Annotated in this window: 16 protein-coding genes, 4 tRNA genes and 1 riboswitch; of the genes, 2 read left to right on the top strand and 18 right to left on the bottom strand. The window is 49.7% G+C overall.

Going from position 1 to position 16248, the window contains the following annotated elements:
- Nucleotides 1-22 precede the first annotated feature (22 nt).
- Nucleotides 23-322: a LiaF transmembrane domain-containing protein gene (locus AC3WRW_RS20905; RefSeq protein ID WP_492548228.1), complete on the bottom strand. Its 300-nt coding sequence runs from the start codon at nucleotides 320-322 to the stop codon at nucleotides 23-25.
- Between the two features lie 164 nt (nucleotides 323-486).
- A riboswitch (cyclic di-AMP (ydaO/yuaA leader) is annotated at nucleotides 487-639 on the top strand.
- A 12-nt stretch (nucleotides 640-651) separates the two neighbouring features.
- Here AC3WRW_RS20905 and AC3WRW_RS20900 point away from each other — a divergent pair.
- The gene (locus tag AC3WRW_RS20900) at nucleotides 652-1446 is read left to right on the top strand and encodes a stalk domain-containing protein (protein WP_492548284.1); all 795 of its coding nucleotides are present in this window, start codon (nucleotides 652-654) and stop codon (nucleotides 1444-1446) included.
- 339 nt (nucleotides 1447-1785) lie between these two features.
- Here AC3WRW_RS20900 and AC3WRW_RS20895 read toward each other — a convergent pair whose 3' ends face one another.
- The 11 genes from AC3WRW_RS20895 to AC3WRW_RS20845 form a co-directional block, all read right to left on the bottom strand.
- Nucleotides 1786-2976: a GNAT family N-acetyltransferase gene (locus tag AC3WRW_RS20895; protein WP_492548227.1), complete on the bottom strand. Its 1191-nt coding sequence runs from the start codon at nucleotides 2974-2976 to the stop codon at nucleotides 1786-1788.
- A 367-nt stretch (nucleotides 2977-3343) separates the two neighbouring features.
- A complete protein-coding gene (locus AC3WRW_RS20890) occupies nucleotides 3344-4645 on the bottom strand; it encodes a molybdopterin molybdotransferase MoeA (protein ID WP_492548226.1) in 1302 nt (433 codons plus the stop codon).
- Complete coding sequence (gene moaA / locus AC3WRW_RS20885; protein WP_492548225.1) at nucleotides 4635-5639, bottom strand: GTP 3',8-cyclase MoaA; 1005 nt, start codon at nucleotides 5637-5639, stop codon at nucleotides 4635-4637. Before moaA ends, AC3WRW_RS20890 begins: the two co-directional genes overlap by 11 nt.
- An 87-nt stretch (nucleotides 5640-5726) precedes the next feature.
- Nucleotides 5727-6341: a molybdenum cofactor guanylyltransferase gene (mobA, locus tag AC3WRW_RS20880; protein WP_492548224.1), complete on the bottom strand. Its 615-nt coding sequence runs from the start codon at nucleotides 6339-6341 to the stop codon at nucleotides 5727-5729.
- The gene (locus tag AC3WRW_RS20875) at nucleotides 6335-6997 is read right to left on the bottom strand and encodes an MOSC domain-containing protein (protein ID WP_492548223.1); all 663 of its coding nucleotides are present in this window, start codon (nucleotides 6995-6997) and stop codon (nucleotides 6335-6337) included. The genes mobA and AC3WRW_RS20875 overlap by 7 nt, the downstream gene beginning before the upstream one ends.
- A gap of 79 nt (nucleotides 6998-7076) precedes the next feature.
- A complete protein-coding gene (locus AC3WRW_RS20870) occupies nucleotides 7077-8393 on the bottom strand; it encodes a molybdopterin-dependent oxidoreductase (RefSeq protein ID WP_492548222.1) in 1317 nt (438 codons plus the stop codon).
- Between the two features lie 73 nt (nucleotides 8394-8466).
- Entirely contained in the window at nucleotides 8467-8955 is a 489-nt protein-coding gene (locus AC3WRW_RS20865; RefSeq protein ID WP_492548221.1) for a stalk domain-containing protein, read from the bottom strand.
- Between the two features lie 125 nt (nucleotides 8956-9080).
- The gene (locus AC3WRW_RS20860) at nucleotides 9081-10112 is read right to left on the bottom strand and encodes a sensor histidine kinase (RefSeq protein WP_492548220.1); all 1032 of its coding nucleotides are present in this window, start codon (nucleotides 10110-10112) and stop codon (nucleotides 9081-9083) included.
- A gap of 8 nt (nucleotides 10113-10120) precedes the next feature.
- Entirely contained in the window at nucleotides 10121-10840 is a 720-nt protein-coding gene (locus AC3WRW_RS20855; protein WP_492548219.1) for a response regulator transcription factor, read from the bottom strand.
- A 109-nt stretch (nucleotides 10841-10949) separates the two neighbouring features.
- Nucleotides 10950-12185 (bottom strand): MDR family MFS transporter, encoded by a 1236-nt coding sequence (locus AC3WRW_RS20850; RefSeq protein WP_492548218.1) that lies wholly within the window; start codon nucleotides 12183-12185, stop codon nucleotides 10950-10952.
- A 108-nt stretch (nucleotides 12186-12293) separates the two neighbouring features.
- Entirely contained in the window at nucleotides 12294-12677 is a 384-nt protein-coding gene (locus tag AC3WRW_RS20845) for a hypothetical protein (RefSeq protein ID WP_492548217.1), read from the bottom strand.
- A 232-nt stretch (nucleotides 12678-12909) separates the two neighbouring features.
- Between AC3WRW_RS20845 and AC3WRW_RS20840 the strand changes: the two genes are divergently transcribed.
- Nucleotides 12910-13704 carry an alpha/beta fold hydrolase gene (locus AC3WRW_RS20840; protein WP_492548216.1) on the top strand — a complete coding sequence of 265 codons (795 nt, stop codon included), beginning with the start codon at nucleotides 12910-12912 and terminating at the stop codon, nucleotides 13702-13704.
- Here AC3WRW_RS20840 and AC3WRW_RS20835 read toward each other — a convergent pair.
- The 6 genes from AC3WRW_RS20835 to AC3WRW_RS20810 form a co-directional block, all read right to left on the bottom strand.
- Entirely contained in the window at nucleotides 13694-14908 is a 1215-nt protein-coding gene (locus AC3WRW_RS20835) for an ROK family protein (RefSeq protein ID WP_492548215.1), read from the bottom strand. The genes AC3WRW_RS20840 and AC3WRW_RS20835 overlap by 11 nt on opposite strands.
- A gap of 74 nt (nucleotides 14909-14982) precedes the next feature.
- Complete coding sequence (locus AC3WRW_RS20830) at nucleotides 14983-15690, bottom strand: class I SAM-dependent methyltransferase (RefSeq protein ID WP_492548214.1); 708 nt, start codon at nucleotides 15688-15690, stop codon at nucleotides 14983-14985.
- Nucleotides 15691-15888: 198 nt separating this feature from the next.
- A tRNA-Leu gene (locus tag AC3WRW_RS20825) sits at nucleotides 15889-15967 on the bottom strand.
- A gap of 20 nt (nucleotides 15968-15987) precedes the next feature.
- Nucleotides 15988-16076: transfer RNA gene (locus AC3WRW_RS20820), tRNA-Leu, on the bottom strand.
- An 11-nt stretch (nucleotides 16077-16087) separates the two neighbouring features.
- Nucleotides 16088-16161 (bottom strand) — tRNA-Cys (locus AC3WRW_RS20815).
- Nucleotides 16162-16171: 10 nt separating this feature from the next.
- Nucleotides 16172-16246: transfer RNA gene (locus tag AC3WRW_RS20810), tRNA-Gly, on the bottom strand.
- Nucleotides 16247-16248 lie beyond the last annotated feature (2 nt).

The following is a 16248-nucleotide window of genomic DNA, read 5'->3' as shown; positions in this document are numbered from 1 at the left end:
CTTAGCTTCCTATCGATTATCGTTAGAATTGCGCCGAATCATTTTGTTTCTTCAGCAAGCAATAGCCGTAGTACATTAACCACAAAGCAAAACCAATTGCGATCAGCCCCGACAACTTCGTAATCAAGACCAAAGCGCCAATACCGAAAATAACCCAACCGATCATCTTCCCGTTTCTTATCCCCACATAACCGAGCCCTACCATAGCCACGGGAACCAGCATCCCCATGAAATGAAAATGCATGCCAACTCTATGCATAACGATGAGAAAGCCTACAGCTATTAAAATTAAGGCCCAACTTTTCGATCGGTTCATGCTCATTTACCGCAACCGCCCTTCACGTAATCTTCATGATTCTATCGTAGCCGAAAAGGTTTTCTGCCAAAACGGACTCCCGACTGTTTTTGTACCTAGACCTAAGTCCAGTAAGCGCTAGGACTCCTATCCATATTTTGGGCGTTGTTCCTCGCCGTCTATCAATGATAAAATATTTGAAGCCGAGTCCGGCGCACAGACAAAGTGCCGGTACGGGGGACGATTTACATGGGGTGAATATTTGCTCGGCACACCGAGCAGACTAGGGAGAACCTTCTTCCCGAACCCGTCAACTAACCTCGGAGGCTCATTTGAAGGAGGATTACCAATTGCATATGTTAACTAAAGGGTTAGCTTGCCTTGCTGTGTCCGCCACAGTTTTGGCAGGGGGCTTTCTTTCCCCATTTACGGCGCATGCCCATGCCGCCGCGAGTATGGACGTGAAAGTGCAAGTCAACGATGACCTGGTTCAATTTCCCGATGCCCAGCCTTTTCTGGATGACAACCATGCCACACAAGTACCGATCCGTTTTGTAACAGAGAAGCTGGGGTATGACGTACAATGGGAACAAGAAGGCGACCAAATCAAAGTTACGCTGAACAACGACAAACATTCCATTACACTCGTTTCAGGTCAAAAAGAAGCCGAAATTGACAGCACGCCTGTCGAGATGGACACACATGCCGCGTTCCAAAACGGGCGTGTATACGTGCCTCTTCGTTTCTTAAGTACTGCTGCCGACATTCCCGTTCACTGGGACGCAACCAGCAAATTAGCGATTCTAAGCAAGGACGGCAATTACCACGCGCCGGATTATGCATTATTTGAGTCCACAGCCTACTCGGCAGATCCAGCTGAGAACGGTGGCTTTGGAGCGATGGATTACATGGGTAATCCCCTTAAGATCGGAACCGTGGCTGTAGATCCATCGGTCATTCCACTTGGGTCTAAGCTCTATATAGAAGGCTATGATTTTAACGGCCTGCCTAAAGGCGGCATGTACGCCTACGCAACAGATACAGGCAGCTCCATTAAAGGCAATCGCGTTGATATCTATGTTCCAGGCTCCAAGCAATCCTTGCGTTCCTTTGGCTTCCAAACCGTAAAAGTATATAAACTGAACCCGTGATGATCACGGGTTTTTTTATGTTTGCTGCTGGCACTCTCATCACCGTTCGGACACAGCAGCCGTTATACCCGCGAAAAGCGTCACGCCTCACTGCTAATGGACACCAAAAACCATATTTGCCGATTTGGGGCGATTTCAAGCAACAAATAAGCAAATAACAGCGCTGGTGTCTGTTACATATTCTAAGAGGCGCTTTTTCATCGAATAAGGGCTTCTCTGTCCGTTTGATAGGAACGAGCCGCGCCGCACTGACGCCCATAACGCCTGATAGAACACTCGCCTTCCATCCCGAAATCAAAAAAGCGGCCCCGGCCATCACAAGACCGGGAACCGCATCCTTTAAAAGAAATCCGCCAAATAAGTCGTCCGCCGGCCAATCGCCGCTTCCAACCGCGAAACAAGCTCCTGCGCACCTTGAAGCCGCTCGATCCGAGCCAGAAAGCCGGCCTTCTGATAACCCATGAACAGGGCTGTCAATGTCTGTATACTGCATCTCAGTATAAGCTCCTCTGCCGGCAGCTCTCTCTCCGCTAGTTTGGTGACATGCGCTTTTTCCCCGCTGCCTGTGAAGTTCAGACAATAGACGCCGTCATTCCAATCAGCGTGCGGGTCCGAAATACACAGATAGAGGGGGTCTGCCTCCTTGCGCGTTTCAAACGCGTACTGCGTCAGGAAAGCTTCAACATCTACAATACGTGCTGAAAAATAAGTAATTTTCTCTTGCTTGAACTTAGGGTCATGCACCAAGTAAGGAAGCTGATCATCCGACGGCGCTTTGATCTCAACTTTGGTGATCATCGAATCATGATCGGCTATGAACTTCCACAAGCCGCGTCTTGCGTCCTCATTCAAAAATACCATTTCATGTATCGTAGCGATTGAATCCTTCACTTGATAAAAAACATATCCCGTGCGCTCACCTTGCGCATTGACATAGAGGGCTACCGTACCGTCTTTTTGCTTAAAATGCTTAGTGTTCCACCATTCAGCGTCCCGCTCCAACATGCCGTTAAACTGCCCCGCATATTTCTCGTAGATCGGATTTACAAGCTCCATATCCTTGGTTACACGAATGATCGAACTGCCTTCGGAGGCCTGAAACTTGGGAAGCTTATCCGCAGGAATTTCATATTTCAGATAATCAATGTACGCCTCCCAGCCGTATTTCCGATAAAACTCAAATTTGAACGGCGCCAGGAAAGAGAGCGTCTGCCCTTGCTCTTTCATAACCTTGAGAGCTTGAATAAGCAGCTTCGCGACCATGCCATTGCGTCTGTATTCCGGCCACGTCGCTACTCCCGCAATTCCTCCCATAGCAAAACGCCGGCCATTCACCCATGTATGAAAATCATGAATATGGAGTTTAGCCGCTAACTTTTCTTGAACAAAATAGCCCCAAATCTTCTTAGGGTCAGCCAAACGATCCCGCTCCGCTTGCTCTTCTGCACTCAGCTTATATTGAAAAGCAAACTGGGATAATGCCATGCTCTCCGAAATTTCCTCTTGATGCAATGTGCGAATTTCATTCATATGTATCACCTCATGTACAATTATACCTGATATTCAATTGCGCCTCATAGAGCCTAATTAGGCTTCTATCGTCAAGGACACCGGGGCATAAGTCCAGTCAACGAATATCTCTGCGTCATATGATGTTGATGTATAGTGATTCAACCCACTTAAATAAATCAGACCGGAGGGGATACTATGTCATACGCAGCTGGTTGCGGAACTGGATACGGTGCTGGATACGGATCCGTTGGTGTTGTTCTTGTCCTTTATGTTCTTCTCGTCATTATCTTAGCAACTTTCGCTATCTAATCTTTCTGATTGCTCCTTGTAAAAGGCCTGCCTGCGCCAGCTTCTTTAACAGAAGTTGATGCAGGCAGGCCTCATTTTATTGGATAGGATAAATAAGTACACATTCGTCCTTTGCAAAACCCTTGCCTCCGGCAGGCAGCTGAATCAAGCAGTCCGCATCTTTGATGGAAACCATAATGCTGGATTTATCGATGCCTGACGGCTTTACACGCAAACAGCCTTTCTCCACACGCTTTGTCCCTCTAACATACCGGGGGTAAGCCGACCCTTTGTTGTAGGCCACATCCAAATACGCCGTAACGGCTTCCTCATAGGGGGACATGCAGCCCGCCATCGCTTTAATCAGCGGCTTCGCAAACAGCTCAAAACCGACAAACGATGCGCCCGGATTACCGGAGAGAGCCAGCAGCAGCTTATTCTCCCACAGAGCTGCACTAGTCGGGGTGCCGGGCCGCATCGCCACTTTATTGAAGAGCAGCTTGCCCGTAAACCGGCCAAACACATCTACCAGAACATCATAGTCACCTACGGATACACCCCCGGAGGTCAGGACAAGGTCGACTTTGGCTAAAGCCTCCTGCAGCGCTGCCTCCACCTCCTCCGCATTGTCCGACAGCGCCTGCATGATCACAGCTTCCCCTCCCGCTGCTTCCACTTGAGCGGCAAGCATGTAGCTGTTGCTGTTGCGAATGCGTCCTGGCTGAAGCGCATCCTCTACATTTAAAAGCTCTGAGCCGGTGGAGAAAATGGCTACTTTCGGCTTGCGGTAGACAGAAACATGGGAGTAGCCGAAGGTGGCTAATATCGCGGCTTCTCCAGGCCCAATCGGCACGCCTTGCTCCAGCAATAAGTCTTTAACGCTTATTTCCCCGGCAATAGGGGTTATATTACTCCCGGCCACAACATGCTTCTTAATACTTACTTGAGATGAATTCATGCCAGCGTCTTCCAAGGGAAGAGCGTCGGTCATTTCCAGCATGACCACGCAATCCGCGCCGTCCGGAACAGGAGCCCCCGTCATGATGCGCGCCGCTAAGCCCGAATCAACGGTGAACTGAGGTACCGTGCCGCTAGGAATGCGCTCAATGACGCGCAGCACAACAGGATTTTCCGGGGAGGCCTGCTCGATATCCTTAGAGCACACCGCATAGCCGTCAACGCCGGATCTGCGAAAATGAGGAACCGGATGATCGGCATAAACAGCCCCGGCCAGACGCCTGCCGAAAGCCGCAGATAGCGGCACAGATTCGATATCGGTATTTTTGGCATATTCGGAAAGCAAGCTTTGGGCTTCTTCGACCGAAATGATTTTACGCCCAAATTTTAGCTTCGTATCGCTGTTCACGAACGTCTGTTCCTCCCATGAGCTAACCGCCAATTTGCGACATCCGGCGAAGTGTTGGTGTATGAGACTGCGCTTCATTCAGCAAAGCTTGCGCCATCTCGTGATTTTGAGGCTTGATATCCAAGGCCCGGAAAAACAGTTCTTCCATTGCAGCGTCATTCCCAATATATTTGCGAACATTGAATTCATCCGACCAATATAAGCATGGTTTCACATTGCCGTCTGCCGTAATTCTTAACCGGTTGCAAGTCTCGCAGAAATGGTCGCTGATCGGATGGATCAGGCCGAATGAACCTAATGCCCCTTCAATCCGATAATTTTGAGCAGGTCCGTTGCCGTAAACCGCATCCGAGGCTACAGCATTCCATCCCTTCTCCTTGCAGCGATCCAGTACGGTAGTCAAAGGCAGATAGCGGCTTTTCCAAGCCTCATCTTGATGGCCGATCGGCATATATTCAATAAATCGAACTTGAATCGGACGATCCAGCGTCATTTGTAAAAAATCTTCAATTTCGTCATCATTCATGCCCTTCATAAGAACGACATTCAGCTTAATCGGGGCAATTCCAACGCGGTAGGCTTCTTCAATGCTGGCCAGCACGCGGTTGATATCGCCGCCTCTGGTAATAAGCGAGAAACGGTCGGCTTTTAAAGAATCCAAGCTTATATTTACACGGGTTAATCCTGCAGCGCGCAGCTTCTCAGCTCTTGAGGCAAAATAAATCCCATTCGTTGTCAACGCAATATCCTCAATCCCGGGTATTCGGGAAAGCATTCCGATCAGTTGTTCCAGGTTTTTACGGACAAGAGGCTCCCCGCCGGTTAATCTCAGCTTACGAACACCTAGACCGGCAAGCACACGAACAACCTCCGCAATCTCCTCGAACGTAAGCAGTTTGTCATCCGGTTCAAATTCCATTCCTTCTTCGGGCATACAGTAGACACAGCGGAGATTACAGCGATCCGTAACAGAAATCCGCAAATAATCGTGCATGCGTCCAAAACGATCCATCAACAGCTTCGGCATGAGGCTCACCTTCTCTCTATGCCCATTATGGCATATTCGATTACAAAATCCTAGATTCTATAAAGATAACTATATGGAAAATAGTTTTTATGGAAGATTATCTAACATATCCAAATATTCTTCCGGCGTATTGACATTCACAGCAAACACGGTCGGCAAATTAAGCTTTTCGAAAAAATCATTGTTCGCCGGCAGCCAGTCGATATGATCCAGCAGACCCGTCAACCGATATTTTTCCTGCTTCAACAACACCTCGGCTTCGGAACCGACTAATCGGGAGTAAACCCCATGGAGAGGCTGAACCTTTCCATCCAAAACAGGGATGACCGCGTCAACATTCTCCGCTTGGCACTGCTGCCCCATAGCAACGGCCGCTTCCGATGACAGAAACGGCATATCGCAGCCGACAATCCACAGGAACTCCTGGGTAGCGGCTTGAGCGGCTGCATGGATACCGCTTAGAGGACCTTTTTGCACATAATAGTCCGACACCCACTGCACATTCATCGTCGAAGGAATTGACTCTATAAGAGGCTTAAACGGCTCCCGTTCGTTCGTTACAACAATCATCTGCTTGCAGACCAATGACATTTCCGCAAGCTGCCTGCATAGCAGAGGCTGATCCTGCACAGGAAGAAGCGCCTTCGGTCTTCCCCCCATGCGGCGATTGAGGCCGCCTGCCAAAATAACGCCTGTCAGCATGTCCCCAGCTCCGCCAATCGTTTCATGAAGGACTGTCTCCAGCTTTCGGATAAGGCTTTCGTCTGAACGAGACGCTGAGCCCCTTCCTCATTCTTTTTATCGTGATACTTCATTTGATTCGCATAGGCCAGAGTTACACCGGCATCGTCTTTGGCGACAAGTCTCACATGGGATTTTTTCGAGATGAACCCTTCTTGCAAAACCCTTAAATAAAAACCGGTAAAGCCCGTTTCCTGCATTTGCAGCGGCGTTTGCACCCAGTCCAGGCGCTTCCCTACCTTAAAACAAGGCTGACGCGGCTGAGAGACCTGCACCATGACCTCGTCAATCGCATAAATGTCGCCAATACAAACGTCAGTCTCCAGAAAGCCCCTGACCGTTAAATTCTCACCGAACGCGCCCGGTTCCAGCTTGCGGCCAAGCACTCCCTCCCAGTAAGCATAATGCTCATCCGGATAAACGCACAGAGCCTTATCAACGCCGCCATGCACCGTCAAATCCGCTTGCCCGTCACCATCCAATTGCGTTTTCGATACATACAAAGACGAGCTGACCGGAAATTTATAAATTCCCGTAACCAGCTCTTTGCCTTGATTATCAATAGTCTGTGGCATTCCCACATTAACCGATATAATTTCCATGTCTTTATTCCTCATTTCCCAGCAGGCTTCTTAGCCATAACTATACCAAAAACCGCCCGGAAAGTCAGTTAGACTTCTTGTCATTCCCATCCCTTTAAGCATTATTCGATCTGTTCACCCAGGCATCATTATCGTAGCCTCTAACTTCCCAATACCCCATATGCTCCTTCTCGATAAGCTCAATCCCCTGAAGCCACTTGACGGATTTGTAAGCATACATCTGCGGTACAATCAGCCTCACAGGCCCTCCCAATTTTTGAGGAATGGGCTTGCCGTCCAGCAGGACAGCCACCATCACATCGTCCCCGCCAGCCTGATCCAAGGACAGCGCATCGGTATACACTTTGTCGCCCGAATAAAATTTCACATATTTGGCTTTCTTCTGCACACCTGCCGCCGCTAACAGTTCCTTGAGCGGGATGCCTTCCCATGTGCAGTTATAAATCGACCAGCCCGTCACACAATGGAAATTACTGACCTGCACGGTTCGTTTCAGCTTCAGAAACTCTTCCCAGTTCCACACACCGGGTTTATCGACAAGACCGGATATGGCAAACTGCCATGTATCCGAGGAAAAAGCCGGAATTTCCGTCACCGTATAAATACGGAAATTCCCCTGCGCTCCTCCGCCGACAACAGCGGCGGAGTCAGGCAAGGGCGCCGGGGGCGGCAGCATGCTGTTGCCGTCCCCGGCGACATAATCGGCGGTCGCAGAGCCGCCGTTATCGAAGGCGCCTTTTATCCAGCGATAAAAGGCGGGACCGACCGCGATCACAATCACGAGTCCTGCGGCAATCCGCAGGAACGAGGCGCGTGTGATCGGTGACTCCTTCAGCGCGGCGATGACCGCCTGCGCTGCGGAGCGCTCGCCCGTGGCCTCTGAGGCCGCCACGGGCTCTATCGCCGCCGGCTGCGCGGCCGGCGGTTTCACAGCAGCGGCTTGCTCCAGCCGCTGCTGGCGCTTCAGCCATCGGCTGCGCGAGATGGCGTGGTACACGGCATACGGCACTCCGACCCAGGTAAGCAGGTCATGGAGGAGGAGTGCCGTATTGTTCCAGGCCGGCGGCAGATGGCGGAACTGCCACAGAATAACCCCGGACGCCGCCCAGCCGGCCAGCAGCGCCAGCACGAACACCAGATTCGCGCGTTGGTTGCGGCGCGCGCGAATCTGGCGCCAATGCTTGCGAATCATAGGTATATAGAGCGCAATGAGCAGAATGGAAGCGACGCCCAGATAGATGTGCAACTGCTTGAGCGTCACGCGGATGCTTCCCAGCTCTCCACGAATTGCCCCAATGCTGAGCACGATGCCTGTGATCGTCAGCAGCAGGAGAATCCAAGCATTCCAACTATGCAAAGCGTTCAAACGCTTGCCAAAAGATTGCTTTAACCAGCCTCTTTTCGATTCCATACGCCCGCTTCCTCTCCATTCATGAGCTTATCTAATGCAGCATCCACTTTTTATTTATTCTAGCATCAACCAATTACTTCATCATCTTCATATCCTTCAGCAGGTATGTATCAATGAACGCTTTTGGAACGTACGCCATGTCGTTGACAATCGTTGGCGCAACCATCAGCATTTCTTTCTGCATACCGACGAGGAAGGTTTGGCTGTCGATTTGGATGGTAATTGTGCCGTCCATATCCATGCTCTTGTCCATCATCGTTTTATCTTGCATATTGTTTTTATCATCCATCATTTTCTTGTCGTCCATCATTTTCTTATCATCCATCATCATGGGCTTCATCAAGGTGACGGAACGATTCATTTCGTTCCATGTTACCTGAAAGCCCAAGGACTCTGCGACTTTACGAAGCGGAGCAAGCTCGCTGCCGTCTTTGGTGATCGTTTCCACACCGCTGTAATCGAACTTGGGCATCATCATTTCTTCCGCGTGAATCAAGCTCGGCAGTGCAAGTGTCCCGACTGTCATCGATACTGCGATTGTTTTTTTCATCCATTTTCTCATTGTTCATTCCTCCTAGGGTTTAATAAAGTTTTGCCACTTCCTAAAGATAAAGGACAAAACTTAAGGAACTCTATCGGAATAATTACAAAAGGCTTACAAAAATCGTGAAAAAAGACGAACCTCCCTTAATGAATTGGAAGGGTAAACCAAAACGTGCTGCCATGCCCTTCGGCTTGACCCGTCCGGCTATCCACCCCAATCGTGCCTCCATGCAGTTGGACGATCGATTTTGCTATCGCCAGTCCGAGCCCGGCTCCTCCGCTTGCGCGTGTTCTTGATGGATCCAATCGATAGAAGCGATCGAATATTTTGTCCGCATCCTTTTCCTCAATACCCGCGCCTTGATCCTGAATATACAGTTTTAGATACGGAGCCTGCACCTGCGCCTTAATGGCAATGATCCCTCCCATAGGAGAGTGGCGAATGGCATTCCCCAGTATATTAGCGAGCACCCGCTTCATTTCCTGGGGCATAATGCTCACCGGAGGCAAACATTCGGGCAGTTCTACGTTTACCTGCAGACGCTTCTCTTCCAATTGAAAGGCTAAGCTCTGCAAGCCATCTACAAGCAGTTGGTCGACATGATACGGTTCTGGCGCATAATTCGTTCCTCCGGCATCCAATTGCGAGAGCTTAAATAATTCCTGGATGAGAGCGTCTAGTCTGCCCGTTTCCAAACGAATCGTTCGAAGATACCGCTCGAATGTCGCTTTATCCTGAATGACATCGTCTTCAAGAGCCTCGACGAACGCTTGTATAGAGGCCATCGGTGTCCTCAGATCATGCGATACATGAGCGACAAGCTCTTTGCGGGAAGCCTCGGCTGTTCGTAATTTGTCGAAGCTGTCTTTCAGCTTGCCGCTCATACGGTTGAACTGTCCGGCGAGGCTTTGAAACTCAGCCGGTCCGATCCGCGGCACCACACCTTCAAACTGCCCTTCTGAAATGCGGGTGGTTTCCTCGGTAATGGCATGAATGGCTTTTTCCAATGGACGCGTCATCATATAGTGTATCCCCATGGACAGAACGGCCGCACCCAAAGTGACGCTTGTCAGCAGTTCGACGTCCTTCCAGTTGAGCAGCATATACTGATAGCATATAAAAAGGGAAAGCAAAATGATGCCCGTACTCACGCCGCTTGCGATGAACAAATACATGCGAAGTTTCAGGATGGCTCCCTCCCTTCGAATTTATAGCCGATCCCCCATACGGTTTTTATGTAGCGCGGCTGGGACGGATTCGGTTCAATTTTCTCCCTTAATCGGCGAATGTGGACGGTTACAGTCGTTGTATCTCCGTAATAATCGATTTCCCAAACTTTGCTCAGCAATTGGTTTCGTGAAAACACTTGCTCCGGATGAGCCGCAAACAAATGCAGCAGCTCAAATTCTTTAACGGTCAGCTCGATATCTTTCTCGTTAACGCGGACGCTACGATGCAGCACGTTGATCTCGAGACCCGGGTATCTCATAATATGGCCGGGCTGCGCTTCCGCAGCCGGAGCAGTCGCCGCGTGGGTACGCTGCAGTCTGCGCAAAATTCCTTTGACCCGCAGCACGAGCTCCCTAGGAGAGAAGGGCTTTGTCAAATAATCATCAGCTCCCATGGTAAGACCCATCAGCCTATCCATTTCGTCGCCAAGCGCTGTCAGCATGATGATAGGGACGTCCTGCTCATTGCGAATTTCTTCGCAGACTTGCCAGCCGTTTTTGCCCGGCATCATCAGATCCAGCACGATAAGCTGCGGTTGGTGCAGGCGCCATTGGCGGATCGCCTCATCGCCGTTTGCTGCCGAAACGACCTGATAGCCTTCCCTCTTCAAATAAACGGTACACACATCTACGATATTCGGTTCATCATCTGCAACAAGAACGATTGACCCCATAGTCCTACCTCCTCAGGCTAGTCTAATTATACCCAATGAAACTTACAGATGTATTACAAAACAATAAAAGCCCGGCATGATTCATGCCAGGCTTCCTTATCATCCATATTTAAGCTTGCATAACAGCTTCAATGACACGCTCTTCCTGCTTGCGATTTAAGCTTCGGATATATCTCGTCTGGGCGATGCCCGCTGCCACGAGAATAACGGCGAGAATCACGAACATCACCTTGCCGCCGTAGTGGCTGAACACCAATCCTCCAAGCAAAGGACCGAGAGCCCGGGATACTTGCCAGTTCATTCCGAAAACGGAGAAATACAAGCCTCTGTGCTCTTCCGGGGCAATCACCGAGATCACTTTTTGCATATGCGGCCCGTTTAACATTTCACCAATGGTAAATAAAAATTCGACAAAAAGCAGAATGGCGAGGAAAGGAACGAATCCATAGCCGATGGATACCGCTGCGAACAACATATAAGATAATGCTACGATCCAATACGCAGGAACGTGCTCAGTTCGTTTTGCTATCCAAAGCTGTAAGGCTATCACTACACACCCGTTAAAGGTAATGATCGTCGCGAAAACCGACTTATAATTTTCAAAATGCTGCTGCAAATGCAGCGGGAACGTCGATTCCACTTGTGCATACAGAAGGGATACCGGCATAGCGAGAAAAGTAATCCATAGCAGCGATTTATGCTCTGACCATTTGATTTTGACTTTACTCTTGGCAGCAATCTGCCCCTCCTTGCTTCTGACAGGCAGCGTCTCCGGAACCTTCCACACAACCAATCCTGCATAAATAAACAGCGTAACCGAACAAGCCAGGAAAATAATCGTCGGATTCAGAGTAAACAAGAGCAATCCGAGAAGTGGACCGAACGCCGATCCCATATTCAAAGCCGTATGCAGTAAAGCAAATACTTCCGCCCGCTTCTGCTCCGGCACGACATCCGATATTTGGGCGTTTGCGGCTGGTCCGAACATCGCATGTCCAATTCCGTTTATGATGGAAATAAGGGCAAACTCCCATACATGGCCGGCAAACATGTAACCGCCGATGGCAAAGGCTTGAATAATGAGCGCTGCCAGCATCATCGGTTTTCTTCCGTACTTATCGCTCAGACTGCCTGCATACAAGTTAACGAATATTCCGCATAAGGGCTGCAAGCCTACGATCAACATGGATAAGAAGACTGAGCCATCGAGTTTGTCGTACAAATAGAAAACCAGATATGGTCTCATCATAAAACCCGCTAATGAAGTTAGAATCGTTCCGACGACTCGAACCCATATCGCTGTGTCGTACTTGCTAATCAATGAAAAGAAAGGAATTCTATGCATGTGACCTCCTAGAAGTGTTTGGTCTTCTCAGTTTAGAGGGATTTAGGCAAAAGAAAAAGGTAAAATCTCGTTATAACGGATTTCACCTTTTATGTACATCCTATTCTCTTACCCTCCGATGCGAATCTTTCGATAAGTATCGATAAACGATAAGACATCTACGCGTTTCCCCCTCTCTTTCGCCACTCTGGCCATTTTCACCAACGTTGTCCAAAATTCGTCAAGGATCGGGGATTCAAATTCATTTTCTTTCGGGACTTGCGTCAAATTATGCTTGTTCGTGTATGAAGAACCTTCATCAGAAATCAAATACTGAATCTGGCTTTTTTTCCACTGCTCGCCGGTTACGTAGCTTACCCCGATTTCACGCATTTTTTTACGCACGGATGTGACAGGCCGGGATAATTCTCTGGCAATTACAACCGGAGGGCATTCAGATGATAGTCGAATTAACTTATCCAATTCTTGTGTAGACCAAGGTTTCTTAGTCATCGCCATAACCTCACTTCATGAAATGAATGTTTCGTAGTCGCTTTAATTGGTTAACAACGGGTATACTGAGAGAATAGCAACGAATTGTTAGGGAAGTATGAGTTAACCATAATGAAAATATAAAGACATAACTTTTTCGCTATTATTTTCATCTCTGAGACCTAGGAACTACTATTTTTAATAATCTTAGGACTATTTGAGTATAAAAACACCCCCATGGAGGCTGAACACGTTGAAACAACCTATTAACGGAGCAGAACAGTACATAAAGGAAAAAGGGCAAGGAGCGCCCGTCATTTTGCTGCATGGTTTTCCACTGGATCATCGCATGTGGCAAGCTCAGGCCGATGCTTTGTCCGAACATTACCGCGTCATTACCCCTGATTTACGAGGGATGGGTCAATCGGAAGTTCCCTCAGCGAACATTTCCATGGACCAATACGCGGATGACATTTTGGCCATGATGGATAAAATGTGCATACAAAAAGCCGCCCTTGGCGGCTTCTCCATGGGCGGCTACGTAGCCTTTGCGTTATTGCGTAAAGCGCCTGAGCGGTTCACCGCGCTTCTCCTCGCAAACACCCGGCCAGAAGCAGACGGACCGGAGGGTCGCAAGAATCGGATGAACATGGCGGCGTCCCTTTATGACAAAGGAGCCGGAGCAGCCAGAGACGCCATGCTGCCCAAGCTTCTCACCGAACAGACCGTCCAAGATCAGCCTGCTCTCGTGGAGAACTTAAGCGCGGTCATGGCCTCCATGCCCGCCGAGGGTCTTGTCCACGCGAGCCTCGCTATGGCGTTCCGGGCCGACTCTGTCGACCTCCTCGGCTCCATCTCGGTGCCGGCGCTTGTCATCGCCGGCGAGCAGGATCCGATTGCTCCGCCGGATGTGATGAAAAAAATGGCTGACGCTATCCGCGGAGCCAGCTTTCATGCCATCCCCGGCGCTTCTCATTTGACGCCGATGGAGAAGCCCGAAGCCTTCAACGCGCTGCTCCTTGAATTCCTGCAAAGCGTTACAGCCTAACAAGCTGGTCCATGACCATCACGGCTGCCCCCATCGCAAGAGCCTCTTCACCAAGCTGCCCCTTGCTGAAGACAACCTGATACGCGGGGTAGTAGTACGTTTTCCGTATCGCCACCTGTGTAGCGGTTTGGAAGAACAACTCCCCTCCCGCGATGAGCGGTCCCCCGAGAATGACCTTCTCGGGATGCAAAATATTTAATAAATTGGCGAGTCCTATGCCAAAATAGGTTGCAGCCTCCGTAATGATCTCCACAACAAGGGGATCATTTTTTTTGAGCGCCTCCAGCACCTGCGTATAGGTGACTTGTTCCGGGTCCTCCACGAAATGCGACAGAATCGTCGATCTTCCTTGTTTTAAAGATGAGCGTGCCGCCTTTTCAATCGCATACAAGGATGCGTATGACTCCAAGGCCCCGTAGTTCCCGGAGGCGTTGCGGTGCGCGACCCCATCCGTCTGAATGATCATTTGCCCAACGGAGCCCTCCATGTCAACGGCGCCATAGATCACTTTCCCTTCGGAGACCATGGAAGAGCGTAAGCCAATCCCGGCATGAATATAAAGCAGATGCTTGAAGCTCTGCGTGCGTTGGTGCCAGGACTCAGCCAAAATCGCCGTATTGGCTCCGTTATCCAGCATCGCGGGTATGCCTAGCTCCTCAGACAGCCGCCTGCAGATCTCAACATTTTTCCACCCTTTAGCTTGAAAATTGGATGGTTCCAGTATGGTGCCTGACAGCCTGTCCACAGGACCAACGGCGCCAATGCCAATACCGAGCAGCATCGACTTGTCGATTTCATGCCGCTCCAGCATGCTGTGCGCTTCTGCAGCAATGAGCCGGATCAGAACATCCGGCGTCATTTCTGCAGTCATCGTCCAGCTCCGGGTGTCCAGCTTATTCATGCCCAAATCCACCAATACGAGCTTCGACAGCGTCCTGGAGATTTCCACGCCAAATATATACGCATAGGCCGAATTCTTTTCATACAGAATCGGCCTACGCCCGCCTGTCGAAGCACCGAAGCCGGATTCAAGGATGAATCCTTGACTCGTCAGCTCCTCCAAAAGCCGGGTCAACGTTGAAACGGTCATCCCGCTACGCTCCAACAGCTCTGTCTTGGATATTGTCGTCTGGCGACAAATCAACTCATAAATTTCTTTCGCTTTCCGGTTCGGAATGCGTTCCGTTATAACACCAGCATTCAAAAGAAACATCCCCCAATGAAAATCTTTCTCACTTACTTCGCCATTAGGGTGTCCAATTCCTGCCTTGACTTCTTCTATTCCTTGGATCCAATCATTAGCGTATACCCCAAATAATGATGGTATTTATTTACCAACTCATCGTACCTGGCCGTGATTTGCCAAATTCTCGGGTCCATGAACGACTGCTTATCAGATAAGTGTACAGGATCCGGATGCTGCACTTGATCCTCAAACATCATAAGCGGGAAGGGATGCGCGCCTGAGAATTCTACGTCAAATTTGGCTTCCTCCAGCAGCTCCCGCCATTCATCCATACTATAAATTTTACTGACCCCATAGAAGCTGCATAGCGCCCGATGAACACCGGTCGACATATCCTTGACGCGGATAACTTCCCGGTCATAGAGCTTCCCTCCGGGTCTCAGAACGCGATAATACTCTGCTAGCGCCTTCTGTGCATCTGCAAAATTCGTGACAGATTCAACCATCACAACATCAAACGTCCCATCTTCAAAAGGCAACTGGCACACGTCACCCTCTTTAAACTCCACCTGCACCCCTTGCTTCTCGGCTCTTATGATGGCCTTAGCTATCATTTCCGGGCGGATATCAACCGCTGTCACTTCGATTCCCTGCTCTGCAAGGAAACACGCCGTTCTCCCCGTACCGCATCCGACCTCCAAGACTCGCTTCCCTTTCTCTATCGGGTATTGCTTCAATTGCTCCATTGTCTCGCCGAATCCGCCAGGGTGCGCGTTGCCCACACCAAGCTTAGCTAACATATCTAGATACTCGATAGCACTTACACCTCCATAGTGGCAATTCATTTTCTTTTTTACCATATGGAAGGCTGCTGTCTCTTGTTCAAACTCTGGGTCGAATTTTATAAAAAAGGCTCCTGCCTAAAGCGTGGTTTTCAGTTTCATTGCAAAAAGAAAAAACTCATGAAATCAACTGATTTCATGAGCTTCTACTCGTTATACCGGCAAGAGGACTCGAACCTCCACCCTTTCGGACTCGATTTTGAGTCGAGCGCGTCTGCCATTCCGCCATGCCGGCTTATTAACTTAGAAGAACAATGGTGCCGAAGACCAGACTTGAACTGGTACGGTAGTCACCTACCGCAGGATTTTAAGTCCTGTGCGTCTGCCGATTCCGCCACTCCGGCTAATTTGTTTGTGGAGGCGCCACCCAGACTCGAACTGGGGGTAAAGCTTTTGCAGAGCTCTGCCTTACCACTTGGCTATGGCGCCTTAGTAATAATGGAGCGGAAGACGGGGATCGAACCCGCGACCCTCGCCTTGGCAAGGCGATGCTCTACCGCTGAGCCACTTCCGCAT

This window comes from Paenibacillus sp. FW126-R14 (assembly GCF_058789495.1).
The sequence above is the reverse complement of the archived record's forward strand: the minus strand, read 5'-3'. Positions and strand labels throughout refer to the sequence as shown.